This window comes from Cypionkella aquatica (assembly GCF_030161095.1).
GTDB lineage: Bacteria > Pseudomonadota > Alphaproteobacteria > Rhodobacterales > Rhodobacteraceae > Cypionkella > Cypionkella aquatica.
Window position 1 is genome coordinate 1 of sequence record NZ_BSPP01000008.1, and the last position, 23,126, is coordinate 23,126.

Annotated in this window: 26 protein-coding genes; 3 read left to right on the forward strand and 23 right to left on the reverse strand. The window is 59.9% G+C overall.

Going from position 1 to position 23,126, the window contains the following annotated elements:
• From QQJ98_RS12060 to QQJ98_RS12120, 13 genes are all read right to left on the reverse strand, one after another.
• A partial coding sequence (locus QQJ98_RS12060; protein WP_284325599.1) for a recombinase family protein occupies positions 1 to 1,085 on the reverse strand: 1,085 nt, incomplete at its 3' end.
• Positions 1,075 to 1,608, reverse strand: coding sequence for a recombinase family protein (locus QQJ98_RS12065; protein ID WP_284325600.1), 534 nt, complete (start codon positions 1,606 to 1,608; stop codon positions 1,075 to 1,077). The genes QQJ98_RS12060 and QQJ98_RS12065, both read right to left, overlap by 11 nt.
• On the reverse strand, positions 1,605 to 1,892 hold the full coding sequence (locus QQJ98_RS12070; RefSeq protein WP_348523139.1) for a recombinase family protein: 288 nt from the start codon (positions 1,890 to 1,892) through the stop codon (positions 1,605 to 1,607). The genes QQJ98_RS12065 and QQJ98_RS12070 overlap by 4 nt, the downstream gene beginning before the upstream one ends.
• 35 nt (positions 1,893 to 1,927) lie before the next feature.
• Positions 1,928 to 2,173 (reverse strand): recombinase family protein, encoded by a 246-nt coding sequence (locus tag QQJ98_RS12075; RefSeq protein ID WP_284325602.1) that lies wholly within the window; start codon positions 2,171 to 2,173, stop codon positions 1,928 to 1,930.
• Complete coding sequence (locus tag QQJ98_RS12080; RefSeq protein ID WP_284325603.1) at positions 2,170 to 2,583, reverse strand: hypothetical protein; 414 nt, start codon at positions 2,581 to 2,583, stop codon at positions 2,170 to 2,172. Before QQJ98_RS12080 ends, QQJ98_RS12075 begins: the two co-directional genes overlap by 4 nt.
• Positions 2,584 to 2,791: 208 nt before the next feature.
• Complete coding sequence (iolG, locus tag QQJ98_RS12085) at positions 2,792 to 3,793, reverse strand: inositol 2-dehydrogenase (protein ID WP_284325604.1); 1,002 nt, start codon at positions 3,791 to 3,793, stop codon at positions 2,792 to 2,794.
• 15 nt (positions 3,794 to 3,808) lie between these two features.
• Positions 3,809 to 4,618 carry a 3-methyl-2-oxobutanoate hydroxymethyltransferase gene (locus QQJ98_RS12090; protein ID WP_284325605.1) on the reverse strand — a complete coding sequence of 270 codons (810 nt, stop codon included), beginning with the start codon at positions 4,616 to 4,618 and terminating at the stop codon, positions 3,809 to 3,811.
• Positions 4,619 to 4,620: 2 nt separating this feature from the next.
• Positions 4,621 to 5,394: a TIM barrel protein gene (locus QQJ98_RS12095; RefSeq protein ID WP_284325606.1), complete on the reverse strand. Its 774-nt coding sequence runs from the start codon at positions 5,392 to 5,394 to the stop codon at positions 4,621 to 4,623.
• A 1-nt stretch (position 5,395) separates the two neighbouring features.
• Entirely contained in the window at positions 5,396 to 5,707 is a 312-nt protein-coding gene (locus tag QQJ98_RS12100) for a MocE family 2Fe-2S type ferredoxin (protein WP_284325607.1), read from the reverse strand.
• 103 nt (positions 5,708 to 5,810) lie between these two features.
• Complete coding sequence (locus QQJ98_RS12105; RefSeq protein WP_284325608.1) at positions 5,811 to 6,596, reverse strand: ATP-binding cassette domain-containing protein; 786 nt, start codon at positions 6,594 to 6,596, stop codon at positions 5,811 to 5,813.
• On the reverse strand, positions 6,596 to 7,603 hold the full coding sequence (locus QQJ98_RS12110; protein ID WP_284325609.1) for an ABC transporter permease: 1,008 nt from the start codon (positions 7,601 to 7,603) through the stop codon (positions 6,596 to 6,598). The genes QQJ98_RS12105 and QQJ98_RS12110 overlap by 1 nt, the downstream gene beginning before the upstream one ends.
• Positions 7,604 to 7,715: 112 nt before the next feature.
• Positions 7,716 to 8,681, reverse strand: coding sequence for a sugar ABC transporter substrate-binding protein (locus QQJ98_RS12115; RefSeq protein WP_284325610.1), 966 nt, complete (start codon positions 8,679 to 8,681; stop codon positions 7,716 to 7,718).
• A gap of 107 nt (positions 8,682 to 8,788) precedes the next feature.
• On the reverse strand, positions 8,789 to 9,799 hold the full coding sequence (locus tag QQJ98_RS12120) for a sterol desaturase family protein (RefSeq protein ID WP_284325611.1): 1,011 nt from the start codon (positions 9,797 to 9,799) through the stop codon (positions 8,789 to 8,791).
• Positions 9,800 to 10,040: 241 nt separating this feature from the next.
• Between QQJ98_RS12120 and QQJ98_RS12125 the strand changes: the two genes are divergently transcribed.
• Positions 10,041 to 11,069, forward strand: a complete 1,029-nt coding sequence (locus QQJ98_RS12125; RefSeq protein ID WP_284325612.1) for a LacI family DNA-binding transcriptional regulator — start codon at positions 10,041 to 10,043, stop codon at positions 11,067 to 11,069.
• Positions 11,070 to 11,802: 733 nt separating this feature from the next.
• Here QQJ98_RS12125 and QQJ98_RS12130 read toward each other — a convergent pair.
• Positions 11,803 to 12,504, reverse strand: a complete 702-nt coding sequence (locus tag QQJ98_RS12130) for a TetR/AcrR family transcriptional regulator (protein WP_284325613.1) — start codon at positions 12,502 to 12,504, stop codon at positions 11,803 to 11,805.
• Here QQJ98_RS12130 and QQJ98_RS12135 point away from each other — a divergent pair.
• On the forward strand, positions 12,497 to 12,964 hold the full coding sequence (locus QQJ98_RS12135; protein WP_284325614.1) for a cupin domain-containing protein: 468 nt from the start codon (positions 12,497 to 12,499) through the stop codon (positions 12,962 to 12,964). The genes QQJ98_RS12130 and QQJ98_RS12135 overlap by 8 nt on opposite strands.
• A 191-nt stretch (positions 12,965 to 13,155) precedes the next feature.
• On the opposite strand, the gene QQJ98_RS12140 is transcribed toward QQJ98_RS12135, so the two are convergent.
• A complete protein-coding gene (locus QQJ98_RS12140; protein ID WP_284325615.1) occupies positions 13,156 to 14,418 on the reverse strand; it encodes an MFS transporter in 1,263 nt (420 codons plus the stop codon).
• Positions 14,419 to 14,538: 120 nt separating this feature from the next.
• Between QQJ98_RS12140 and QQJ98_RS12145 the strand changes: the two genes are divergently transcribed.
• Entirely contained in the window at positions 14,539 to 15,261 is a 723-nt protein-coding gene (locus QQJ98_RS12145) for an ArsR/SmtB family transcription factor (protein ID WP_284325616.1), read from the forward strand.
• 44 nt (positions 15,262 to 15,305) lie between these two features.
• Here QQJ98_RS12145 and QQJ98_RS12150 read toward each other — a convergent pair whose 3' ends face one another.
• The 8 genes from QQJ98_RS12150 to QQJ98_RS12185 form a co-directional block, all read right to left on the reverse strand.
• On the reverse strand, positions 15,306 to 16,058 hold the full coding sequence (locus QQJ98_RS12150) for an alpha/beta fold hydrolase (RefSeq protein ID WP_284325617.1): 753 nt from the start codon (positions 16,056 to 16,058) through the stop codon (positions 15,306 to 15,308).
• Between the two features lie 25 nt (positions 16,059 to 16,083).
• Positions 16,084 to 17,130 carry a YeiH family protein gene (locus QQJ98_RS12155; protein ID WP_284325618.1) on the reverse strand — a complete coding sequence of 349 codons (1,047 nt, stop codon included), beginning with the start codon at positions 17,128 to 17,130 and terminating at the stop codon, positions 16,084 to 16,086.
• Positions 17,117 to 18,427 carry a histidinol dehydrogenase gene (gene hisD / locus QQJ98_RS12160; protein WP_284325619.1) on the reverse strand — a complete coding sequence of 437 codons (1,311 nt, stop codon included), beginning with the start codon at positions 18,425 to 18,427 and terminating at the stop codon, positions 17,117 to 17,119. The genes QQJ98_RS12155 and hisD overlap by 14 nt, the downstream gene beginning before the upstream one ends.
• A gap of 16 nt (positions 18,428 to 18,443) precedes the next feature.
• Positions 18,444 to 19,304, reverse strand: a complete 861-nt coding sequence (locus tag QQJ98_RS12165) for an ABC transporter permease subunit (RefSeq protein WP_284325620.1) — start codon at positions 19,302 to 19,304, stop codon at positions 18,444 to 18,446.
• Entirely contained in the window at positions 19,301 to 20,089 is a 789-nt protein-coding gene (locus tag QQJ98_RS12170; protein ID WP_348523137.1) for a taurine ABC transporter ATP-binding protein, read from the reverse strand. The genes QQJ98_RS12165 and QQJ98_RS12170 overlap by 4 nt, the downstream gene beginning before the upstream one ends.
• Before the next feature lie 63 nt (positions 20,090 to 20,152).
• Positions 20,153 to 21,142, reverse strand: coding sequence for a taurine ABC transporter substrate-binding protein (gene tauA / locus QQJ98_RS12175; RefSeq protein ID WP_284325621.1), 990 nt, complete (start codon positions 21,140 to 21,142; stop codon positions 20,153 to 20,155).
• A gap of 70 nt (positions 21,143 to 21,212) precedes the next feature.
• Complete coding sequence (gene cuyB, locus QQJ98_RS12180; protein ID WP_284325622.1) at positions 21,213 to 21,920, reverse strand: cysteate racemase; 708 nt, start codon at positions 21,918 to 21,920, stop codon at positions 21,213 to 21,215.
• Positions 21,917 to 23,125 (reverse strand): DegT/DnrJ/EryC1/StrS family aminotransferase, encoded by a 1,209-nt coding sequence (locus QQJ98_RS12185; RefSeq protein WP_284325623.1) that lies wholly within the window; start codon positions 23,123 to 23,125, stop codon positions 21,917 to 21,919. Before QQJ98_RS12185 ends, cuyB begins: the two co-directional genes overlap by 4 nt.
• Between the last annotated feature and the right edge of the window lies 1 nt (position 23,126).

Below are 23,126 nucleotides of genomic sequence, written 5' to 3' on the forward strand. Positions count from 1 at the left end.
GCCGCATTTGAAAGTCTTTCCAAACTCTCGGCGACAAGCCCCGCTGTGATCGCCTCAGGTTGCAAAAGCAGATCGTGCTGCCTTGCCCGGGTGCGCAGAGAAACACGCAGCACCTCAAGCACCACAGCCTCCAGATGCGGTGCTGGCAAGCGCCAACCCGTCGGGTCAGCCCGCTTGGTGATCAGGCGGCGGGAGATGTAATAGCGAAAGCGACGGTTGTGGCGGTTGGTATGACTGGGGGTCAGACGATCACCGGTTTCGTCGTAGAACTTTGCCATCAGCGGAGCGGACGGTTCCACAGAGTTTTGTGGGGCGGTGGACGTCGAATCCACGTCAGTCGCAGCAGCCGGCGCGACCGGGCGCTGCCGCTTGCGGGCCGCGGTCTCCTGCAGCTTCGTCTGCACAGCTGACCACAGCGCCGCGTCGATAATCGGCTCATGCTGGCCGGGATGAACCAAGCTCTTGTGGCGGATCAAACCGCGATAGACCGGGTTGGTCAGCAGATAGTGCAATTGGCCGTTCGAGAACGGTGTGATGGTTGAGCCAACGGCCACCCCTGCTGCATGATCGCATTTGCGTGGGCTCAGGCCCTGCGCGGCTGCTGCAATCCGCGTGGCGCCGAGGCTGCCAGCCGTGAGGTAGAGATCAAACAGCCTGCGCACAGTCTCGGCCTCTGTTAGATTGATCTCGAGCACCCTGGCCTTGAGAGGATCTTTCGGCGGATCGTACCCCAGTGGCAAGTTGCCGCCTATCCACAGCCCTTTGCGCTTTGACGCGGCGATCTTGTCGCGGATGCGCTCTGCGGTAACCTCGCGTTCGAATTGGGCAAAGGACAGCAGTACATTGAGGGTTAACCTGCCCATGGAGGTCGAGGTATTGAACGCCTGCGTCACCGACACAAACGAGCAGCCACGGCGATCCAGTTGATCGACCAGCCGTGCGAAGTCAGCCAGCGAGCGGGTGAGCCGGTCAATCTTATAGACCACGATCATGCCGATGCGCCCGGCCTCGACCTCGGCCAGCAGGCGTTGCAAGGCGGGGCGTTCCATGGTGCCACCGGATAGACCGCCGTCATCAAAGCGCACGGGCAGGCCCCTTGGTGATCAGGCGGCGCGAGATGTAATAACGAAAGCGTCGGTTGTGGCGGTTGGTGTGACTTGGGGTCAGCCGGTCGCCAGTTTCGTCGAACAACTTTGCCATCAGCAGGGCCGAGGGTTCGACAGAGTTTTGTGACGTGATCGATGCGGAATCAGCCTCGGTCGCGAACGCGCCAGTGCGCTGACGCTTGCGAGCTGCCGTCTTTTGCAGCTTCGTCTGCACGGCGGACCACAGCGCCTCGTCGATGATCGGATCATGCTGGCCAGGATGAACCAAACTATTGTGGCGGATCAAACCGCGATAGACCGGGTTGGTCAGCAGATAATGCAACTGGCTGTTTGAGAACGGGGCGATGGTTGCCCTAAATGCCGCCCCTATTACATGATCAGATTTGCGTGGGCTGAACCCCTGCTCGGCCGCTGCGATCCGTGTCGCACCAAGACTGCCTGCGGCAAGATAGAGGGCAAACAGGCGGCGCACGGTTTCGGCCTCAGTTGTATTGATCTTCAAGGCACGCAAACCTTGAGAGGGTCTTTGGGAGGATCATACTCCAATGGCAAGTTGCCGCCCATCCACAAGCCTTTGCGCTTTGATGCCGCGATCTTGTCGCGGATGCGCTCTGCAGCGGCATCGCGTTCGAACTGGGCAAAGGACAACAGCACGTTCAGGGTTAACCTGCCCATCGAGGTAGAGGTATTGAAGGCCTGCGTCAGCGAGACCAAGGAGCAGCCCCGGCGATCCAGTTGTTCGACAAAGCGCGCGAAGTCAGCAAGCGAGCGGGTGAGCCGGTCAATCTTCTAGACAACGATCATGCCGATGCGCCCGGCTTCTACCTCGGCCAGTAAGCTTGCAAGGCGGGGCGCTCCTTGCTGCCACCGGACAGACCGCCGTCGTCAAAGCGCTCGGGCAGAAGTTTCCAACTCTCATTGCGTTGGCCGCTGACATAGGCCGCGGAAGCCTCATACTGCGCATCCAGCGAGTTGAAGCCCTGCTCGAGGCCCTCCTTCGTGGATTTGCGGGTGTAGATCGCGCAGCGCACGGCAAGGCTTTGGCTGGGTGATGCTGGGGCGTTCATGCCTGCGCTCTCAACTGGCGTCGCGCACCAGCCGGTTTGCTGATTGTCGCCTTGCTCAACCTCGCCTGCGTGCAGCAAGTCTGCGCGTCCACCAAATCGACCGAGCCGATGATGCGCGCGCCCTCGGGGCCACCAAGCACAATGTCATACGGGGGTGGCAAGATATCGTCGACGGACTCACCTTTGGCCTTGGTATCAGCAATGCGCGCGGCGTGGCTTTGTTTGATCTTCGCCCAGCGCTCAAACCGCAGGCTCGCCTCGGCGGCCTTGTGCTTGGGGGCGCGATAGAGCGCTTGTAATGCAACCTTCTGCGCAACAACACTCCCCTTCAAACCGGCTTCGTGCTGTTTGCGCACAATGGCCACAACCACTGTGGTGATGCCCGGTCGGCCATCGCTACGGACCTGCACCTTTGCCTAGCCTGCGCGACACGCCATATCGTCAAAATCATTCATCCCACGCTCCGATTGTGGGCGCCCGCGGCGCCACAGACCTTTTTGGGTGCAGAATAAGTCCATCCACTCAACATAAAAATCTGAGGCTTTACGGCGCACATTGAGCGGAGAACAAGCCGATTTTTAACGACCGTTTAACCCCCGTTTAACGGCCGTTTGCAATTTACCCTAAAATGCTCGCCAAAGTGACTGGATTACCCGTCCTGAGCGACACGGTCGCCGCCTCGGCCATGGCCAGCGCTGCAACCCCGTCCGCGAGGGTGACGGGGAGGTCGCTACCAGACTCGACGGCTTGCACAAAAGCCGCCCATTCTGCGGCATAGGCGGGCATGTAGCGTTCAAGGAAAAAGTAGGTTGGCTTCGCCCCGGTCACCCCTGCGGCAGTTGATTTGACCACCGTATTTTCCAGCATATTCTGAGCCTGCAGCAGGCCGGTCGAACCCAAAAGTTCCAGCCGCTGATCATAACCATACACCGCGCGGCGTGAGTTTTTGATCACAGCGATGCGGCCATCAGCATAGGTCACGGTAACGACGGCGGTATCCACATCGCCTGCAGCGCCGATTTCTGGATCGACGATGGAAGACCCAACGGCCGTGACTGCGAAAGGAGCGGTGCCCATGATGAAATTCGCCATGTCAAAATCATGGATCATCATGTCGCGGAACAAGCCACCCGAGACTTTGATATAGGCAACTGGCGGCGGTGCCGGGTCGAAAGACGTGATCGAGAGCAGTTCCGGTTTGCCAATCTCTCCCGCATCGACGGCGGTTTTCAGCGCTGCAAAGTTCGGATCAAAACGGCGATTGAAGCCGATCATCACCGGGCGGCCGTAAGCGGCGACGACTTTTTGGCAGGCTTGGGCGCGCGCCAGCGACAAATCGACCGGCTTTTCGCACAGCACGGCTTTGCCTGCGGCGGTGGCACGTTCGATCAGGTCGGAATGGGTGTCGGTAGAGGTGGCAATCAACACGGCATTGATGCTGCTATCCGCCAAGATCACGTCGATGCTGCGGGCCGTTGCTCCATACTGTACGGCAAGTTTATCTGCCGCGGCAGTGTTTATGTCGGCCACAGCAACAAGGCGACTGCCGGGGTTGGTCGAAATGGCGGTGGCGTGGACGCCAGCGATGCGGCCAGCGCCAAGAAGAGCTACGTTCAACATGGTATGTCCTGTAGGTTAAAGGCCAAGATCGGCTTTGAAGGCGGTGAATTCGGTGTCAGACATCGCAACGTTATGCTGCGTTTGCGGATATGAGCCGGCGTTCACGTCAGCGATAAATTCACGGAAGGCAGCGATGCGTTCAGCTTGAAGCCGGGCAAATTCAGCCGAAAAGTTACGGTAGGTCTTGGCGTGGCGCGGTCTGTGGCCGTCTGTGTGACCCAGCACATCTTCGGCAAACAGATACTGTGCATCGGCACCGGGGCCAGCACCCATGCCCAGCATGATCATCGGGGTGTTGGCGCTGATTGCTGCGCCCAGACTGTCTGGCACAACTTCAAGTTCGGCACCAAAGCAGCCGATGGCCTCAAGCCGCTTGACGTGATCCCAGACCGCCCGAGCTTCGGTTGCAGTCTTACCAACCGCGCGCCAGCCGGTCCAGGTGACGTAGGACGGGATCAGGCCCACATGCGCCACGACTGGCATGTGATTGTCGCACAAGGCTTTTTGAATATCGAGGCTTGCGGCACAATAGAAGCAATCGCCGCCAAGTTTGGTGAAGTGAAACGCTGCGCGCAGATAGTCTTCGGCGGTGACAAGGTTGCCATAGGGGCCAAAGGGCAGCCCGACTTGCACGAAACAGCTGCCTGCGGCCTCGCGCATCTCGGTCGTGAAAAAACGCGATTCAATCGACAGCATGTGGATGCCTGCGGCATCAGCGGCGGCAGCTTCATCAAGGGTAGTGACGTAGAGCATGCTGATCTTTTCGGCACGGGCTTTCATGGCGCGCATGTCGTGAACGGTTGGGCGGTTGGATTTGTGCACCATGATTACACCGTAAATGCAGAGCGGAAGGCTTCGAGGGCGGCTTCGTCGCTCCCCATTGCAAAGGCCTCCATCGCAACCGGGCCGTCATAGCCCAGCTTGGTAAGTGCTGCTGCGATGCCAGCATAGTTGATCTCTCCGGTGCCGGGTTCACAACGACCGGGATTATCGGCGACTTGCACTTCGCCAATCCACGGCAGGCACGCTTCGCACCAGCGGATCAGATCACCTTCACCGATCTGGGTGTGGTAGAGATCAAGGTTGATGCGCAGTTGGGGGCGGTTGATCGAGGACACCAACCCCAAAACATCCGCTGTGGAGCCAAACGGGCAACCGGGGTGGTCGATAGGGTTAAGGTTCTCAAGAGTGAAAACCTGGCCCTCTGCCTCGGCCAGATCACAGATGCGGTGCAGGGTGTCACGGGCGCGCTGCACCATGCCGGGGGCAAACGCGCCGATTTTCGGGATTGGCACGCCCATATCGCCCAAGCCGGTGCCATGCAGGTTCAGGCGATGCACGCCCAGACGCTTGCCGATTTTGGCGGATTCTCGCGCAGAGGCCAGCAGCAGGTCTGCACCTTCAGCATCGGTCAGGCGACCTTCGAGATAGCCATTCATAATGGTGAAGGTTGCCCCGGTGGCCTCTAGCTTGGCCAGATCGTGTGCCGGCCAGTTCCACAGGCCGACGCCAAAGCCCATCTCTTTCAGACGCGAGGCGCGCCAGTCTATCGGGCGATCACACCACAGCATCTCGGCACAGGCGGCAAGTTGAAAGCTCATGTCAGATCTCGATATATACTTGGCCACCGTCAACTTTGACGGGCCAGATTTTCAGGTTGATGCAGGCGGGCGCGCGGGTAGCCTCGCCGGTGCGATAGTCAAATGTGGCGCTGTGTTTCGGGCATTCGACAGCCCCGTCCATCACAAGGCCGCTGCACAGATGCACATGTTCATGGCTGCAAATGCCGTCGATGGCGAAAAATTCATCCTCGGGGCTGCGTACGACCACGAAGGTCTGGCTGCCGTGGTCAAAGCGGATCATGTCGTCAAGTTCGATGTCGGTGGCGGCGCAAGCGCGGGTCCAACTGGCCATTTTGCTGGTCCTTCAGAAGGGGTGGAATGGTCGGGCCAGAGGTGATCTGGCCCGACCGGCGGTATGGCCCGGCGGAGAAGAGAGTGCCGGGCATGGGAAGGGTTCAGGCGCTTTCGGCCTCGATCTGGGCTTCCAGCCCGGCCATGGTTTCACCACCAGCCATCAGATCGGTGATTTCCTCGCGGGTCCGCTCGCCCTTGCGGAAATCCGCCGCAATGCCACCACGGATCAGCACAGCAAAATGATCGCCCACCGCCATCGCGTGCATCACCTGATGGGTGATGAAGATGACAGCAAGGCCACGGCGTTTGGCCTCGTTCACGATGCGCAGCACGTGGGCAGCTTGTTTCACGCCCAAAGCGGCTGTGGGTTCATCCAGGATCAGCACCCGCGCGCCAAAATGCACAGCGCGGGCAATCGCGAGGGCTTGCCGCTCGCCTCCCGAAAGGCCGCCCACAAGGCGGTCGCCGTCGGTGATCCGGGTGATGCCGAAGCTTTGCACGGCCTGCACGGCAATGGCATTGGCGCGTTTGCGGTCAAAGATCTTGAACAGGCCGATGCCTTTGGTGGGCTCAACCCCCACGAAAAAGCTGCGGCCAATCGACATCAGGGGGAAGGTGCCGCCAAACTGGTGGACGGTGGCGATACCTGCTTCGGATGCGTCGCGCGGGCTTTTGAAGCTGACAGGTTGGCCGTCAATTTCAATCACGCCAGAAGATGGCCGATGCACGCCGGACAGCAGCCGGATTACGGTGGATTTGCCCGCGCCATTATCGCCCAGCAGGCACAGAACTTCGCCTGCACGGATATCCAGATTGATGTCGTGTAGCACGTCGATCGGGCCGAAGCTTTTGTTGATGCCTTTCAGGGAAAGCAATGCGTTAGCCATCATTTCACCGCCTTTTTCGGCGCGTAAGACAGTGCCATCTTGCGGAAAGTGTTGTTCATCAAGACCGCCAGCAGCAGCAGGATGCCGATGATCAGGGACGACCAGTTGCGATCAAAATCGGTGTAATAGATGCCTTGGGTCACGATGGCGAAGGTCAGCGTGCCAAAGAAAATCCCGACGATAGAGCCAAATCCGCCGGTCAACAGCACGCCACCGACGACAACCGAGATGATCGAGTTGAAGATGAACGACTGGCCGCCTGCGACTTGCGCCGAGTTATACAGGATCGCTTGGCACATGCCGACAAACGCAGCTGAGGTCGAGGACAGCACGAACAGCAAGATCGTCATACGCTCGGTCGGGATGCCTGCGTTGCGGGCGGAAATCTTGTCGCCCCCCATCGCGAAGATCCAGTTTCCAAAGCGTGAGAAGTGGACGAAGAAGATGTAAGCGGCGGTGATCGCCAGCCACCAGATCACCATGACCTGCACCTGACCTCCGAAGAAAAAATCACCAAAGATCGTCTTGGCAGAGCCTTCGGTAGCGAGTGCCACGCTGGTGGATTTGGTAATCAGCACGGTCAGGCCCAGCACGATGCCTTGCACTGCGAACAGGCTGCCCAGCGTCACGATCAGCGAGGGCACGGCGGTGCGGATCACCATATAGCCGTTGATCAAGCCGACAATCACGCCAAACGACAGTGCAACCGCGATGCCAAGCCAGATCGACAGACCGTAGTGGCCGGAAATCACCGCGACGGTCATCGCGCCAAGCGGCACCATTGCGCCGACGGAAATATCAAGTTCTCCGGCGATCATCAAAAGGCCGACCGGGATGGCGATGACGCCAAGATTGGCGGCGACGTTCATCCAACTGGCGATGCCCGCGGGTTTCAGAAAAGTCAGTCCGCCAAAAACGGTGAAGAAAATCAGCACGGCAAAAAGGCCCAGGAAGGCCCCAGCCTCGGGGCGGCGCAGCAAACCTCCGAGTGAGGAAAATAGTTTCATGGGGTTCCCCCGGTTTGGATGATGTCAGGATCGGGCCAAGCTTTTCAAAGCGTTGGCTGTCGGATCATTGGCTTGATGGGCCTGCCACGAGGGCAGACCCAAACTCATGGGGTTAGCGTGCGCCCTTCTCAACACCAACCAAAGTGGCGTCGATGTTGGACGCATCCACAATGCCCGGTCCGGTCAGCACCGGGAAGGTTGGCAGCGATGTGCCAAAGTCGATGGCCGAAGCCAGCAGTGAAGTTGCCAAAAAGCCTTGCAAATAGGGCTGCTGGTCGATCGCAAAACTTTGCGTGCCAGCTTTGATCCGCGCAAGGCCGGCTTCATTCATATCGAAAGATGCCAGTGCCACCGTGGTCAACCCGGATTGCTGAATACCTGTCGCCGCCGAATCCGCATCGCCTGCGGAAATGGTGATCACGCCGTCAATCGTGGTGTCTTTCAACAAGGTCGCCTTGATTGCCTCGGCAACAGCGGTAGGGTCGCCAAAGCTGGTGGTCGGCAGCGGCAGTTGTTCTGACTTGAAACCTGCGGCAGTCATCGCATCAGCGACACCTCTGCAGCGGTCTTCCGTGTTGGTGGAACCGGGCAGCGTATTGACGCAAAGCACATGTTTTTGCCCATGTTTGGCGAAATAATCCCCCCCGGCCACGCCTGCGGGATATTCTTCATTGCCGATATAGTTAATCGCGCCGAGTTCCTTGGCCTTATCCGCGCCGCCCGCGTTCATCAGAATCACAGTGATACCCGCCGCAATCGCGTCTTTGATCGCTGGATCTTCCGCCTCGGGCACCCAGTTCGGGATCACAATTCCATCAACATCTTGGCTGATCGCGGTGCGGATCAGTTGCACCACATCGGGGGCAAAGTTGTCGTAGTTTTGCAGGCGCAGATAGTTCACCGATCCGCCATTGGCGACGATGGCGGGGGTTGCATCATCCAGCCCCTTTTTGATCTTGTTCCAGAACGCATCGTCGTTCGAGCCGCCGATGACGGCAATATCAGCGGCAAAGCTGGCAGTGGCCGTCATCATGACCAGCGCAGTTGTTGCCAGCACCGTTTTCAGGTTCAGTTTCATAATGTTCTCCTCCTTGTTGCCGCCGGATTGGCGGGCTGTTTTAGGTGGTTCTTCCCACACAGGCGCAGTCTCCTCCGCCGCCCATGTGGAATTTTGCTGTCGTAAAATCAGGCGCGCTTGGCGTTCAGCCGGGCCTTTTTCGCCTCAAACCGGGCCTGCATCTGGGCGTCACCGGATTTGCTGCCGTCGTGCCAAGAGCCGAACCATTTATCCAAAGGGATCAGGCCATCGCCGCCATAGTTCACCTCGAAATACTTATGGTGCAGGTAATGAGCATAGGCGTGGCCATCGAGTGCGGTTTTTTCGGTGATCTCCAACTTGTCAAAGCCGATATGGCCGTTCACCGCGCCGAAGCCTGCGATATGCAATTGGAACAAGGCGATGACTGGGTTGGACGGGATCACCAGGTGCCACAGGCAGACGGCGTGATACAGCAACCCCTCGACCGGATGCATCGACAGCGACGACCACGGGCTGGGGTTGACCGAATTGTGGTGTACCGAGTGAATCCATTTGTAGAAAATCGGCACATGGATCAGACGGTGGATGCAGAAGAAGTGAATTTCCTGAATGGCCGGGCACAACAGCACCAGCACCGCCAGATAGATCGGATGATCCGCCCAAGCCAGCCATGGCGCGTAGCCATTGGCAAAAGCATAGAGCATCCCCACCTGCACCAGCGTCCACAGCGGGATCGAGAATCCGAAGGTGCGCAAGAAGTTGTCGATGTTCTGGCTTTTGAACCAGAACACGTCGGAAGGCTGCTCACCGGGGAATTTCGCGTTGTATTTGAAGCGGTTGCCCTGCTTGCGTTTGACATACCAGAACAGCTCGATACTGCCATACATCACGAATATGGCGGCTGCATTCACCGCATAGAGCCATAGCGCCCAGCCCCAAGACAGGGTTTGCATTGTGGCGACATCAGGGATGACAAAGAACCAATACAGCAGCGCGGTGGACATGTGGAAGGCGTTCCATGGCCACAAGTATTCGGGAATCCATGCAAGGATTTGGCGCAGGTGTCGTGGCTTTTGCCAGAATGGGGCAACTTCCAGCGTCGCCGAAGGGGTCCAATCGCCACGCTTATTGCGGGTGCCAGATTGCGTGTCGTCCATCTTTCCTCCGACTGGCAGTGATCTGCCGTTTTGCAAAGCTTCTTTGGCCCCTGCCGCGGTGGCTTGGGTGGATCGGCTTTGCGATGCTGTGGGTGGGCGGCATCTCTTTGCTGCCCTTGCTGCGCAGAGATAGACGCCTTGACTTGAATCAAATCAAGATGCGTTAATAGGGCGGGGCACAAAACATATCATTCATGTCAGAATTTGTCCTGAATGACATGAAATGATACTGGAGACCGAGATGCAACGACCAACCATTCCCGATCTGGCAAAGGCGGCAGGCGTCTCGGTGGCCACAGTCAATCGGGTGCTTTCTGGGGCGCAGATCGTCCGCCAGCAAACCCTCCAGCGGGTGCAGGAAGCCGCTGAAGCGATTAACTTTTATGGGACAGGGACCATCCAGGCGCGTGTGGCCGCCAGTCGGCCAAAATATCGCTTGGGCTTCTTGTTGCACCAGCCCAACCGCAGTTTTTACCGCGACTTGGGAGCGGCCTTGGCTTTGGAGGCAAAAGCGGTTGCTGACGCTGACGTTGACGCGCGAATCGAGTTTCTTGAAGATCTGTCGCCGCAGAACATCTCGGCCCGCCTGCTGGATCTTGGCGAAACCTGTGATGCAATTGCGGTCGTCGCTGCGGTGCATCCCTTGGTGTCGGAGACGCTGGATATTTTGCGCGCGCGCGATGTGCCGATCTTTGCGTTGGTTTCGCAGCTTTCGGCGACAGGACAAGTGCACTACGTCGGATTGGACAACTGGAAAGTGGGACGTACGGCGGCATGGGCAATTGAAAAAATCAGCAAAGCGCCCGGTAAACTGGGCATCCTTGTTGGCAATCATCGCTACCGCTGCCAGGAAATGAACGAGAGCGGGTTTCGCAGCTATTTCCGCGAATATGCTCCCGAATTTACCCTGCTGGAGCCGTTGCTGACTTTCGAATCCAGCACCATCGCACAAGAAATGACGGAAAAGCTGTTGCGAGAGCATCCTGATCTGACGGGTCTGTATGTGGCCGGTGGCGGCATCACCGGTGCGCTGACCGCGCTGCGCAATTCGGATCGGGCAGGGAAGATTGTCGTGATCGGATATCAGTTGATGGAGGTGACAAGGGCCGCCTTGCTGGATGGCACGATGACGGTGGCCATCTCACACCCGCTGAAATTGATGGCGCAGGAGACCGTCGCAGGCATGATGCGCGCCTGCGCGTCTCGATCAGGGGGCGGGAACTGGACAAGCATCATTCCCTTCGACATCTACACGCGCGAGAATATCTGATCTGCAAAGTCCCTTCGCCGGGCGGTAGGGCGAAACCTNTTGCCATCTCTTGGAGATCTGCCGTGATGTGCCCAATAGGGGAGGACACGGAGTGCAAGCCAAGGACTTCCCGTCGACCAATCCTGATCACTATTGCCTCATGAATTCTCATTACAAGGCAAAGTGATTGGCACAACATGGGCGGTCCGGCCCTCGGATTTTCGAGATTGAGTCGCATGACGATCTCCGTCGGCTGACCAACCAGCTGCAGATTGTTACAGCAAGACTAGTGATTGGTTTGCGGCGATCAGGTGACGCTGCTTGTTTGGCGCGCCAAGCAAAAGACAGCGGCACATTGAAGGCCATTCGATTGCTTGTGCCGGCCCATCCTGAGCATCTTCGGACACCCATCAGTAGCCAGTCATTCGCTGCGAAAGGCAATCCTGGGCGGTGGTTTGCGGGAAGTGTGTGGGGGTTTCATTGGGATTAGCTTCTACATCGCATTACGGTCCGAACTTGATCGCGCTGACGTTGTTGAAAGACGTGAAAAGCGGCTTTTGCTGTCCATATGGCGCGGCGCACGGGTGCAAATGAAGGGCAGCTTAGGGCCGACCCCACCTTTCTTTAGCGGCAGGTTGACTGATGCTGCCAAACCTAGGTTTCTGGCCATTGGCCCATTGCCATCACTCGGGTACGCCTCGACATGGCGAAGCACTTCGCAGGTGCAGCACGAGACACCATCCGTTGGGGCTGGCTATTCTACTGGGCTGATCGCGCATCGGATAAGCTTCGTGACGATGCGCCGTCGCTCTGCCTCATCACACTCTATTCGCTGCATCGAACGCCAAAACGCGAAATCCGTCAGCGCAAACACCAGTTGAAGAGCCGTATACGGCAGGGGCTCATCCTTCAGGGCCTCTCGCACAAGCGCCGCAACGCCCGCGTCGACGGCAAGCAGGAAATGGTCCAGTTCCGGGATGAGATGCCGGTCAGCATCTGCCTTGGTGAGCCGGAGCGCCCCGCGCCGATAAAATCCATCCAGTTCTTCGACAAGGCGATGCAGGCGGTCCTCCAGCCTGTCGATACCCAGAAATACACTTGGCGCCTGCTCGGGTATCGGCGGCGCCATTTCCTGCCAGACATGGGCGCCACAGGCGGTGACCAAGTGGCCCAAAGTGGGAAAGTGCCGATAGACCGTGGCCGCGCCGATGCCGGCGCGTCTTGCGACATCCACGAAAGAGGTCGCGGCGACGCCCTGCTCATCGTGCAGCTGCATCGTTGCCGCGATGATGCGCTCGCGGGTTTCGTCCTGGGTCTGAGCGCGTCCGGACATCCGATAGGCGCGGCGGTTTGTGCGATCTGCCATATTGACGATATTACTATTCCGTGAAATTGTTATTCCGGTAAATTGCCCAATCCCGAGGCAATAGTCCAGCGAGGATCGCGCCATGAACATGCTTGCCCCTACTGCCTCGACCTCCCCGGACGTCGAGGAGCGCCGGTTTCTCGGCCTGCCGACCTGGATCAAGGCAGGGCGCGATCTGACCGGCGGCCAGTTCAGCCTGATCGAGCAGATCATCCCGGCCGGGTTCGAGTCGCCGTGGCATCTGCACCATTCCGAGGACGAGGCGTTCTACGTCCTTGAGGGGCAGATGTCGGTGATCACCGAAGGGGGCAGCACATTGTTGCAAGCCGGAGGTTTTGCCTTCGGTCCGCGCGGAGTTCCGCACGGCTTTCGTATTGAAGGGGAAGGCCCGGCCCGGATCTTGCTGATGACGACGGGAAGCGACTTCGCCGATTTCATCGCAGAGACCAGTTTGCCCACTGATACACCTCCGGCCGCTCCCGATATGGCGTTTCTGGTCGCAGCCGCTGAACGCAACAATATCGCCATCTTGGGTCCGCTCCCGCACTAGGACGGTCGATTTGGTCGTGCCCGAAGAAAAGCCATGCTGGTAGACCCTGCGGCAATGCGACTCTTCTGAGCGCTGCAGGTTCAAGCGTCCGCAATCTCTCGCCTTGCTACCATCTTGGCCAAGACGTTGCTGCGGTGCCAGTCGAATGTCGGCTTGGCGACGGGTTCGGGCGGTTGCACTGACTGTGCGCTTCACTTTTGGGCTTGGCACTTCGGTCGTTGTCCGCGCCCCATAAGCATACATGCCATCGCGGCAAGTTGGATCGCTGCTGCGCAAAGAAACAGCGTCGCTGATCCTGTTGCTTCTGCGACTTTGCCTGTGCGCAGCACTCCGAATGCGGCGGGAGCAAAGGCATAGCCTGCCTGACCAATGGCGACGATCAGCGGCACCACGCGCGCGGTTTCGGCCGGGGAAAACTCTTGCTGCGCGATCAGTGGCGGCAAGGAGGTGGCATTGCCGATCCCCAATCCGAACAGCGCGATGCCAAAAACCAGCCAGATCCCAGCATTGCCCGCAGCCAGAATGAACAGCAGCGAACCAATCACCTGCACGCCAAAGCTGGCACAGGCGACAAGGCGGCGGTCGGCAGCGGCGGGCATCAGCCAGCCGACCAAGGACCGCCCAAGGATCGCGGCGACGGTGGCACCGCCCATCGCAAAGCCCGTCAGTGCCTCGCCCAGCACCGGAACCAACAGCGAGAACAGATGCGCCAGCAGCCCGATCTGGGCGAACAGCCCCAGCATCATGCCTGCCGCGAGGGTCAGGAATTTGCGGTCACGCAGGAATGAGCGGCGCATCGGGTTTTGAGCCTGAACGCTCTGGGCGCGTGGGTGCTCTGCTCCATCCGGGTTTTGCACCATGCTTTCGGGCGTGTGTCGGAACACCAACACCGACAGGATCAGCACCACAACGATCATGACCCCGCCGATGGCCAAAGTTGCCGGGACAAAGCCGATGCTCGCAATCAGTGCGATCCAGAGCGGCGAGAAGATCACGCCGCCCAAGCTTGCCCCATTGTAGGCCATGCCCAATGCGGCAGGCCGGCGCAGGCTGAACCACGGCGCGATCAGCGCATTCACCGCAGCGGCCCCCATCGCCACCCAGCCTGCGCCACTCGCCAATGCCGCCGCGAACAGTTGCCAGGGTTGTGCTGCCAGCGCCCAACCGAGGATGCCGATGGCGAGCAAAGCCGCCCCCGTCACCGTAACAGCCGCCACCCCAAAGCGCCGATAAAGCCGCGGCAGATTGGCCACCACCCCTGCCCCGAACAGAAAATGCACCGTCACCGCCAGCGAGACCATCGCCACCGGCCAGCCTGTCCGCGCAACGACTGCGTAAAGAAACACCGGCGGGCCGTAGAAACCCACGCCCCAGCCAAAGACGGCCAGCAGAAATGTAGCAGCGACGACTTTCCAGCCAAAGAATGGACGGGCAGCGGAAGAAGGTAGGGTCATGGTGGAAACTCTCTGTGATGTCGCGCAGAGTATCGGCGAAGTCGAAGCCGGGATGCTTCGGTGAAACCCGAAGCTTTCACCCCCGCACTACGCTAGACTGCGCTCAACAGGAGAAGCGCCATGGCCACATCAAACCGCATTGCCGAGATTGCCGCCGCCGTGGGCGAGCCTGCGCGGGCGGCCATGCTGGCGGCCTTGATGGACGGGCGCGCCCTGACGGCCACCGAACTGGCAGGGGTTGCCACGATCACGGCGCAGACCGCCAGTGGCCACCTTGCCCGACTGGGCTCGGTCGGGTTGATTACGGTCGAAAAGCAGGGACGCCACCGCTATCATAGCCTTGCCAGCGCCGAGGTCGCGCGGATGATTGAAAGCGTCATGCAGATCGCGGGTGGTGTGTCACTGAGCCGGTCTCCGCCCCGCGTCGGCCCGAGGGACACAGACCTGCGGCATGCCCGCACCTGCTATGACCATCTTGCGGGCGCGCTTGGTGTCAGCATCACCGACGCCCTGCGCGCCAGCGGCGCGGTTGAGATCCAAGGCGATGCCGCTTTGCTATCTGCATCCGGTCTGGAGCGCATGCAGGCGCTCGGCATCCTGCACCACGGGGGTGAGCCGCGCAGCATCCGCCCGGTGTGCCGCCCCTGTCTGGACTGGAGCGAACGCCGCATGCATCTGGCGGGCGCTTTGGGGGCTGCAATCTGCAGCCATGCATTGGCTCAGGCTTGGGTCCGCCGCCGCCCAGGCACGCGCGCGCTGGAGATCACGCCAGCCGGCAGGATCGGCTTCCGTCGGGCGTTTGGCGTTGAGGAGGTTGCCGCAACTGTTGCGTTCCGGCCATGAAGCGCGACCGAGTCTTGGTCTTGCAACGCGGTGCAAAAAGGAACTCAGGCCAGAAAATCGGCCAATATCTCATTAAAGATCAGCGGCTTTTCCAGATGCACATTATGGGCGGCATTTGGCACGACCGCAAGATCGGCACCGGGGATGCCGCGCCACAAAGCTTCGGGCTGCGACCATGCGTAGGATTTGTCGTGACTGCCCCACAGCACCAATGTTGGACACGCGATTTGAGCCAGATTGCTGCGACCGTCCCAGTGTTCCCACGCATTCAAACTGGCAAGGGCTGCCTGCTGGCTGGTTTTCTGGCCCACCGCGGCACACAGGGCATACCCCTCTGCCTGTTCACCCTGCAAAAACCACGTGGCCGCGATGCGCCGTGCCGTGGCCGCGACGCCCTCCGCCATCAGCCGTGCGCGCGAGGTGGCAATCGTCTCAAACCGTCCGGGCAACACGCCCAGCGGCCCTGTGCCGTAGAGCACCAGCTTTTTGATCCGGTGTGGCGCCAGTTTGACCATCGCTTGCACGATCATTCCGCCCATTGAATGGCCCAGCAGAGCGAAGGTAGCTACGTGAAGATCGTCCAGCAGATCAAGCACCGCCTGCGCGTGGCCCTCGATGCTGTCAGGTGCGGTCAGATGCGCGCTTTCGCCAAATCCGGGCAGATCCGGGCAGATCACGTCATGGGTTGCGCTGAAGTGCGTGACTTGATCTGCCCAAACCGCGCTGGCCCCAAGATAACCATGCACCAAGACCAGCGCAGGCCCCGATCCGCAGCGGGTGAACGACAGGTTTGGCATCGCATTCTCTTTCAACCCGCGGCCCTCACATCAGGAAAACATGCGCAAAGACAACCGCTTGCGCCAACAGCCACACAGTATCCATCGCGATCAGCAGCAAACCTTTCAGCCCTGGCGCAAACAGCTTTTGCAACGAGGTTTTCACCCCCAACGCGGAAATCGAGACCACCAGCAAGAACCGCGAGGTGTCGTTGACGAAGTTCAACAAAGCCTCGGGCAGCGGCACAAAGTTGCGCAAGATCATGAGGGCGATAAACACCACGACAAACCATGGCAGGCCCGTGGCCCCGCCGGCTTCCTTGCGGAAAATCACCGCAACCGCCAGCAACACAACCGGCAGCAAAGCAACCCGGAGCAATTTGGTAAACGTCGCAATGTCGCCTGCGGTTTCGCTGACCGAATAACCTGCCCCCACCACCTGTGCCACATCGTGGATCGTCGCCCCGATCATGTAGCCGATTTCCACATCGGCGAGGCCCAGATAGCGGAACAGCACCGGGTAGACGATCATCGCCAAGGTCGACATCGCGGTGACGCCTACCACGGTCAACAACACGTCCTCTTCTTGCAGAAAGCGTTTCGGCAACACTGCCGCAATTGCCATTGCCGCCGAGGCTCCACAGATCGCGACAGAGCCGCCTGTAAGCAGGCCAAACGCCGTGCTGCGACCAAACAAGCGCGCCAGAACAACCCCGCCGATCAAGGTGGACACCAACAGCCCTACCACACCGAAAATCGATGTGATGCCAAGTTGTGAGACATCGGCAAACGTCAGTCGCAACCCCAGCAAGGCCACGCCGCAGCGCAACAAAGTGCGGGCGCAGAACGAAATCCCCTCGGCGGTTCCCGGTGCATCGTTGGAAAAATTGAACGCCATGCCGATCAGCAAGGCAAACAGCATCGCCGGGGCCGCATAGTGGTCGGCCAGAAAGCTGGAAGCCAAGGCAATCGTGGTGGCCAGAATGGTGCCGCCGCGATGTGTGTCGACCCAGTCCAAAGTGCGGCGCGACCAAGGTCCAAGCGGGGGTTGCAGACCAATTTCTGGCCGCTTGAGTGGATCAGACTTGGCCATTGGCGTGGCTTAGATCGAAGGTTTCATCAGGAAAGAACTTGGCCAGCCGGATGTCAGCCGAACGTGCGTGGCCCTCCATCCCCTCAAGCCGCGAAATCCGGGCGGTGGCCTCGGCCAGCGGGCGCGCACCATCGCGCGTGGCCCGCTGCCATGTCACGGTTTTCATGAACTTATGCACCGACAGACCGCCCGTATAGCGCGCCGCACCCGAGGTTGGCAGCACATGATTTGGCCCCGAGGTCTTGTCGCCAAAGGCAACCGTGGTTTCCTCGCCCAGAAACAACGACCCGTAGGATTGCAAGCGGTGCAGCCACCAATCAAGGTTTTCAGCCTGAATGTGCAGATGCTCTGGCGCGAATTGATCGCAAACCTGCGCCATTTCTTCGGCAGAGTTGCACAAGATCACTTCGGCATAATCGCGCCATGCCGCTTGGGCGCTGGTGCGGTTTACCTCGGGCAAGGTGTCAATCAGCTTGGGCACAAGCGCCATCACCTGCTGGGCCAAAGAGCGATCCGACGTGACCAGCCAGACCGGAGAGTTGTAACCATGCTCGGCCTGCCCCACCAGATCCGCCGCGACCATTTCGGGGTCTGCCGCAGCGTCTGCCACCACCATGCTGTCGGTCGGGCCTGCGAACATATCAATGCCAACCTGACCGAACAGAATCCGCTTGGCCTCGGCCACATATTGATTGCCCGGCCCCACCAGAATATCGGCCTTGGGCAGGCCAAACAGCCCGTTCGCCATCGCCGCCACACCCTGCACGCCGCCCATCGACAAGATCACATCTGCCCCGCACAAATCCATCGCATAAAGGATGGCGGGCGGTATCCCCACGCCGGGGCGCGGCGGCGAGCAGGCGGCAATATGGGGCACGCCCGCGACTTTGGCGGTGGTGATCGTCATGATGGCGCTGGCGACGTGGCTATAGCGGCCCCCCGGCACGTAACAGCCCGCGGCAGAAACCGGGATCTGCTTTTGCCCGGCCATCAACCCCGGAATGATTTCAATGGCAAAATCTGTCACGGTGCCGCGCTGCGCTTCGGCGAAGCGGCGGACGTTGTTGTGGGCAAACTGGATATCCGCCTTCAGTTGTGTCGGAACCAGGGCCGCCGCCGCCGCCCGATCTGCCGCCGACACCACAATATCGCCCGACCACTTGTCCAGATCGCGTGCGTAGGCCCGTGCCGTCTCTTCCCCGCCAGCAGCAATCTCGGCCAGCATATTGGCCACGACTTCGCGCACACTTTCCTGATCCGTCTCGGCAGTCCGAGCGGCTTTCTTCAGATAAATCATAGTTTCAGCTTTCCGGTTACATACGGCCCTTCCAGGGCACCAAGCGGCGTTCGACAAAACGCATGAACAAATCAAAGGCAAAGGCGATCACGGCGATCACGAAAATCCCCATGATCACCACGGGCGTTTGCAGAAACTGGCTGGCCGACAGCACCATGTAGCCAAGCCCCTTGGTCGAGGCGACCATCTCGGCAGCAACCAGCGTGGTCCAGCCAAAGCCGATACCAATGCGCATCGCGGTCAGGATTTCCGGCATGGCCGAGGGCATGATCACATGCCGCATCACTTGCCAGCGCGTGGCCCCAAACGAGTAAGCTGCATGAATCTGCTCTATCGCAGCCGATTTCACGCCTGATCGCGCGCCCAAAACCACCGGGGCAAACACTGACAGGAAGATCAGCAGGATTTTCGAGGTCTCGCCAATGCCAAACCAGATGATCATCAGCGGCAGATAGGCCAGCGGCGGGATCGGTCGGTAAAACTCGATCGGCGGATCAAAGATGCCGCGCATCACCGGGCTCATCCCCATCGCAAGGCCCAAAGGCAAGCCGATCACGCAGGCCAGAAGAAAGGCCCCGAACACCCGCACCGTCGAAATCCAGACATGCTCTAGAAACGGCGTGCCGGTGAAGCCGTCGTTCCAGACTGTGACGAACTTGGCGACGATGGTTGCAGGCGACGGCACGAAGAGCGGCTTGACCCACCCCATGAAGGTGACAAGCCACCAGACAAAGAAGAAGAATGCAATCGAGCAGGCCGAAATCCAAAGCGTGTTGCCATGGCCCGGCACGCCATAAATCTCGCCGGGTTTTGTCGGACGCGCGCGGGCAAGGCGGGCGAAGATGCCTGCGGGCTTTTGCGGGGGTTGCTCGGTCATGCTGCGGCCTCCTCGTCGGCAAAAATGATCTTCAGCACGTCTTCACGCAGCTTGATGAACTCGGGCGAGGCTTTGACCTGTCGCGCGGGCGTGCCGCCAAGGAACTGGCGCGAGAACGGCAGATCAAACAGATGGGTGATCCGGCCCGGGCGCGGCGACATCACCACCAGCTTGGTGCCCATGAACAACGCCTCTTCGACGCTATGCGTGATGAAAAACACTGATTTTTGGGTGTCATTCCAGATGTTAAGGATCAGCTCTTGCGCCTTTTCGCGGGTCAGCGCGTCCAAGGCCCCCAAGGGCTCGTCCATCAACAACACGCGCGGGTCGCAGGTGAGCGCGCGTGCGATGCCAACGCGCTGCTGCATGCCTCCCGAAAGCTTGTAGACCGGCGATTGCTGAAAGCCGTCAAGGCCCAGCATGCCGAGAAACTTGTTGGCGATCTCGTAACGCTCGGTCTTGGCAATGCCTTGAATTTCCAAACCAAATGCCACGTTATCAAGCACGTTCAGCCAAGGCAGCAACGCGTGCTTTTGAAACACCACGGCGCGATCGGCACCGGGGCTAGAGACTTGGCGGCCATCCAGCACCAGCCGCCCGGATGTCGGCGACAGAAAGCCTGCGATCAGGTTCAGCAAGGTTGACTTGCCGCAGCCTGACGCGCCCAGCGCCACCACAAATTCTTCGTCTTCAATCTTCAGATTTATCCGGCTTAACGCCTCGACCGGCGGGCGACGGTCTGCGGCTGGATAGACGACAGATACGTCCTCGATGTGCAATCCCACTTGGCGTGCTCCTGGTGCAGTAAGGGGGGCAGCCCGAACAATCGGGTCGGGCTGCCGCGAGACTTACTTCGTGGCTTCCACCGCGATTTCCGTGTTCACAAAGGGCGTGTAATCATCCACCACCGTGTCAATCCGGCCCGCTGCTTTCAGGAAATCCGCCGTCGATTTCATCACATTGGCGGCGTTGCCCAGCCATTTGTCGCCGACCTGATCCGCCAAAGGCACGAAGGTGTAGCCTTTCAGGATTTCGGGGATCTGATCCGCGCCTGCGCCGGTCAGATTGGCAATTGCCTTGACGCTGTCGTTATCCGCCGTCCACGCGGCAGGGTCGGCGAGGTAAGCTTGGTTGGCGGCATCCATCGTTTTGGCAAACGCCACCATTTCGGCCTGATGTTCTGCGGCAAATTCCTTGTTCACCACCCAAGCGTTGAAGGTGGGGTAACCCCATTCCGCCGTCTGGTTCGCGCCGACAATCCGCGTGCCGGTTTGCAGGATTTGGGTTTGCACCGGCGGCCAGATGAAGGCCGCATCAATCGTGCCTTGGTCCCATGCAGCCGCAATCTGATCTGGCGGCATCGACATGATGGTGACATCCGCCTCGGTCAGCCCGGCATGGGCAATCGCCCCCATCAGCGAATAATGCGCCGTAGATCCCACCGGCACCGCAACGCGCTTGCCCTTCAGATCTTCGACCGAGGCAATCCCCGACCCGTTATGCGCGATCAGGCTTTCAGACTCGCCGATGGCGTAAGACAGCATGAACATCTGCAAATCAACGCCTTGGCTTGCCGCAATCGCCAGCGGAGACGAGCCCAACTCGGCCACTTTCACATCGCCCGAAGCCATTGCCGCGATCACATCGGTGCCGGAATCGAACACCCGCCATTCAATCGTCCAGCCGGTTGCCTTTTCAAACGCATCGGTGGCGCGCACGGCGTTCATTGGGGTGGGGTCGCTGAATGTCGCAATCACCATGGTTTCAGCCATGGCCGAAACCGCCGACAGCGCCAGCGCCGCCGTTCCCATCATCATCGTTTTAAGCAATTTGGTCATCTTGATACCTCTGTTGTCGGTTGCACGGGATTTACCTCGCATTTTATTGGATCAGGCCACTGCAGGCGGCTTAGATCTGTCGTTCTTCAGGTTGCATCGAAAACGCAATGATTTCAGCAACCAAGCTGTCAAGCGTGTCAAAGGCGGTCACTTCTGGCGAAACTGCCTCGGGAATAAGCGAAAACTCGGTGCAGGCGATCATCTGCACCGCAGCACCGCGTTGGTGTAAGTCGGTGGAGGCCGCAAGCAGCGTCTGGCGGGCCTGCGGCTGCGGGCCGTGGGCCTTGATCTGACGGATCGCGGCGAGCATCGCGGTCTCATCCTGCGCATAAAGCGCGCTCAATCCGTGGTCTGCCAGCATCGCATCAAACAGCCCGACCTTGGGCACGGCGGGGGAGGCTAGGATGCCGACCACACCGCCGCGCGGCGCAAGGCGTGCCGCATGAGCCACCGATAGCGCGATCATGTCCAGCAATGGCACCGACACCGCCGCACGAATTGCGCCCGCGTAATGGTGCGCGGTGTTGCACGGCATCGCCAAGGCCTGCGCCCCACCCGCAACCAGCCGCTGCGCCATATCGGCCAGAACCGGGCCGGGATCCGCACCCGTGCCTTCGATCAGATGCGCTATCCGCGATGGCACTTGTGGGTTTTGATCGACGATCAGCGGGATATGATCGCTGTCATCGCGCGCCTGCACCCCGGCCAGCACCTTTTGCAGGATCAGGATGGTCGCTTCCGGCCCCATGCCACCCAAGATACCAACGCGCCGCATCATGCCCGCCCCTTTTCGCCAAGGGCGTCTACCGCATCCAGAATATGATCAGCCAACAGCGCGCAATCCTCAAGACTGAAGGTCAGCGGCAAGCGCATGTCAAACAATCCGGCCAGAATAGCATCGGTGGCAGGCAAATCCTGCTGCGCCACATAGCGCCAACTGTGATGGTCCGAGGTGAACCCTACAGGCTGGCTTGCGCCAAACCATTTCACCTCAACCCCAACAGCGGCCAGTCGCGCCACGAACGTCGCCGCATCCGCCTGCATAATCCCCGGCAAACAGAACTGGATCGACGAGCCGACATAGCTTTCCGCCGCGGGCCTGCGCGGCAAGTGGATGGCAGGCGCGCGGGCTAGGCGGTCTGCCACCAGATCATGCCGCATATTCCACGCCAAAATGCTGTCGGGCAAAGCGCGCAATTGCGGGCGCAGCAAAGCCGCGCGCAAATTGTCCATCCGGGCAGAGGTGTTGGGGGTTTCCAGCCGGATCAGGTCATAGACCTCGGGCGCTGGCCCAGCCCCATGCCGATCATAGAGCATATAAGACCCCGACAATATCGTCGCCCGCGCCATGAACGCGGCGTCATCCGAGGTCAGCAAGCCCCCCTCGCCCGAATTGATATGCTTGTAGGTCTGCGTGCTGAAACAGCCCGCCAGACCAAATCCACCCGAGCGCTTGCCATTCCAGCTTGCCCCCATCGTATGGGCGCAATCCTCGATCACCGTCAGGTTCAGATCGGCGGCCATCTGCACCAGACGGTGCATGTCGCACAAATGCCCGCGCATATGCGACAGCAGCAGATAGCGCGCGCCCGAACTGCGGGCTTTGGCCGCCAGATCATCCAGATCAATCACCAGATCGGGCGTAATCTCGACCAAAACCGGACGCGCGCCTAACGCCGCAATCGCGCCCGGCACCGGGGCCAGCGTAAAGCCGTTGGTCAGCACCAAATCGCCCGGCAGTACGCCCGACGCACGCAGTGCAATTTGCATCGCTTGCCCGCCCGAAGCCACCGCCAGACAATAGGCCGCCCCCTGCCAACGCGCATAATCACGCTCCAGCGCCATCACTTCGCTGGGCTCGTCGCCGACCACGTTATAGCGGTGCAATCGACCAGAGCGCATCACCGCAACGGCCGCCTCTATCCCCGCCTCGGGGATCGGCGGCTGCTGGGTAAAGCTGCGGGAAAACTGCGCGCGCGCCATG

Bases quoted from the DNA above. Each gene is read 5' to 3' on its own strand.
- QQJ98_RS12130 (WP_284325613.1), bottom strand. From the start codon at position 12,504: ATGTTCATGGCGCGATCCTCGCTGGACTATTGCCTCGGGATTGGGCAA.
- QQJ98_RS12145 (WP_284325616.1), top strand. From the start codon at position 14,539: ATGGCCACATCAAACCGCATTGCCGAGATTGCCGCCGCCGTGGGCGAG.
- cuyB (WP_284325622.1), bottom strand. From the start codon at position 21,920: ATGATGCGGCGCGTTGGTATCTTGGGTGGCATGGGGCCGGAAGCGACC.
- QQJ98_RS12105 (WP_284325608.1), bottom strand. From the start codon at position 6,596: ATGGCTAACGCATTGCTTTCCCTGAAAGGCATCAACAAAAGCTTCGGC.
- iolG (WP_284325604.1), bottom strand. From the start codon at position 3,793: ATGTTGAACGTAGCTCTTCTTGGCGCTGGCCGCATCGCTGGCGTCCAC.
- QQJ98_RS12185 (WP_284325623.1), bottom strand. From the start codon at position 23,125: ATGGCGCGCGCGCAGTTTTCCCGCAGCTTTACCCAGCAGCCGCCGATC.
- hisD (WP_284325619.1), bottom strand. From the start codon at position 18,427: ATGATTTATCTGAAGAAAGCCGCTCGGACTGCCGAGACGGATCAGGAA.
- QQJ98_RS12075 (WP_284325602.1), bottom strand. From the start codon at position 2,173: ATGAACGCCCCAGCATCACCCAGCCAAAGCCTTGCCGTGCGCTGCGCG.
- QQJ98_RS12155 (WP_284325618.1), bottom strand. From the start codon at position 17,130: ATGGCCAAGTCTGATCCACTCAAGCGGCCAGAAATTGGTCTGCAACCC.
- QQJ98_RS12095 (WP_284325606.1), bottom strand. From the start codon at position 5,394: ATGAGCTTTCAACTTGCCGCCTGTGCCGAGATGCTGTGGTGTGATCGC.
- QQJ98_RS12100 (WP_284325607.1), bottom strand. From the start codon at position 5,707: ATGGCCAGTTGGACCCGCGCTTGCGCCGCCACCGACATCGAACTTGAC.
- QQJ98_RS12110 (WP_284325609.1), bottom strand. From the start codon at position 7,603: ATGAAACTATTTTCCTCACTCGGAGGTTTGCTGCGCCGCCCCGAGGCT.
- QQJ98_RS12125 (WP_284325612.1), top strand. From the start codon at position 10,041: ATGCAACGACCAACCATTCCCGATCTGGCAAAGGCGGCAGGCGTCTCG.
- QQJ98_RS12140 (WP_284325615.1), bottom strand. From the start codon at position 14,418: ATGACCCTACCTTCTTCCGCTGCCCGTCCATTCTTTGGCTGGAAAGTC.
- QQJ98_RS12115 (WP_284325610.1), bottom strand. From the start codon at position 8,681: ATGAAACTGAACCTGAAAACGGTGCTGGCAACAACTGCGCTGGTCATG.
- QQJ98_RS12090 (WP_284325605.1), bottom strand. From the start codon at position 4,618: ATGGTGCACAAATCCAACCGCCCAACCGTTCACGACATGCGCGCCATG.
- QQJ98_RS12150 (WP_284325617.1), bottom strand. From the start codon at position 16,058: ATGCCAAACCTGTCGTTCACCCGCTGCGGATCGGGGCCTGCGCTGGTC.
- QQJ98_RS12135 (WP_284325614.1), top strand. From the start codon at position 12,497: ATGAACATGCTTGCCCCTACTGCCTCGACCTCCCCGGACGTCGAGGAG.
- QQJ98_RS12120 (WP_284325611.1), bottom strand. From the start codon at position 9,799: ATGGACGACACGCAATCTGGCACCCGCAATAAGCGTGGCGATTGGACC.
- QQJ98_RS12165 (WP_284325620.1), bottom strand. From the start codon at position 19,304: ATGACCGAGCAACCCCCGCAAAAGCCCGCAGGCATCTTCGCCCGCCTT.
- tauA (WP_284325621.1), bottom strand. From the start codon at position 21,142: ATGACCAAATTGCTTAAAACGATGATGATGGGAACGGCGGCGCTGGCG.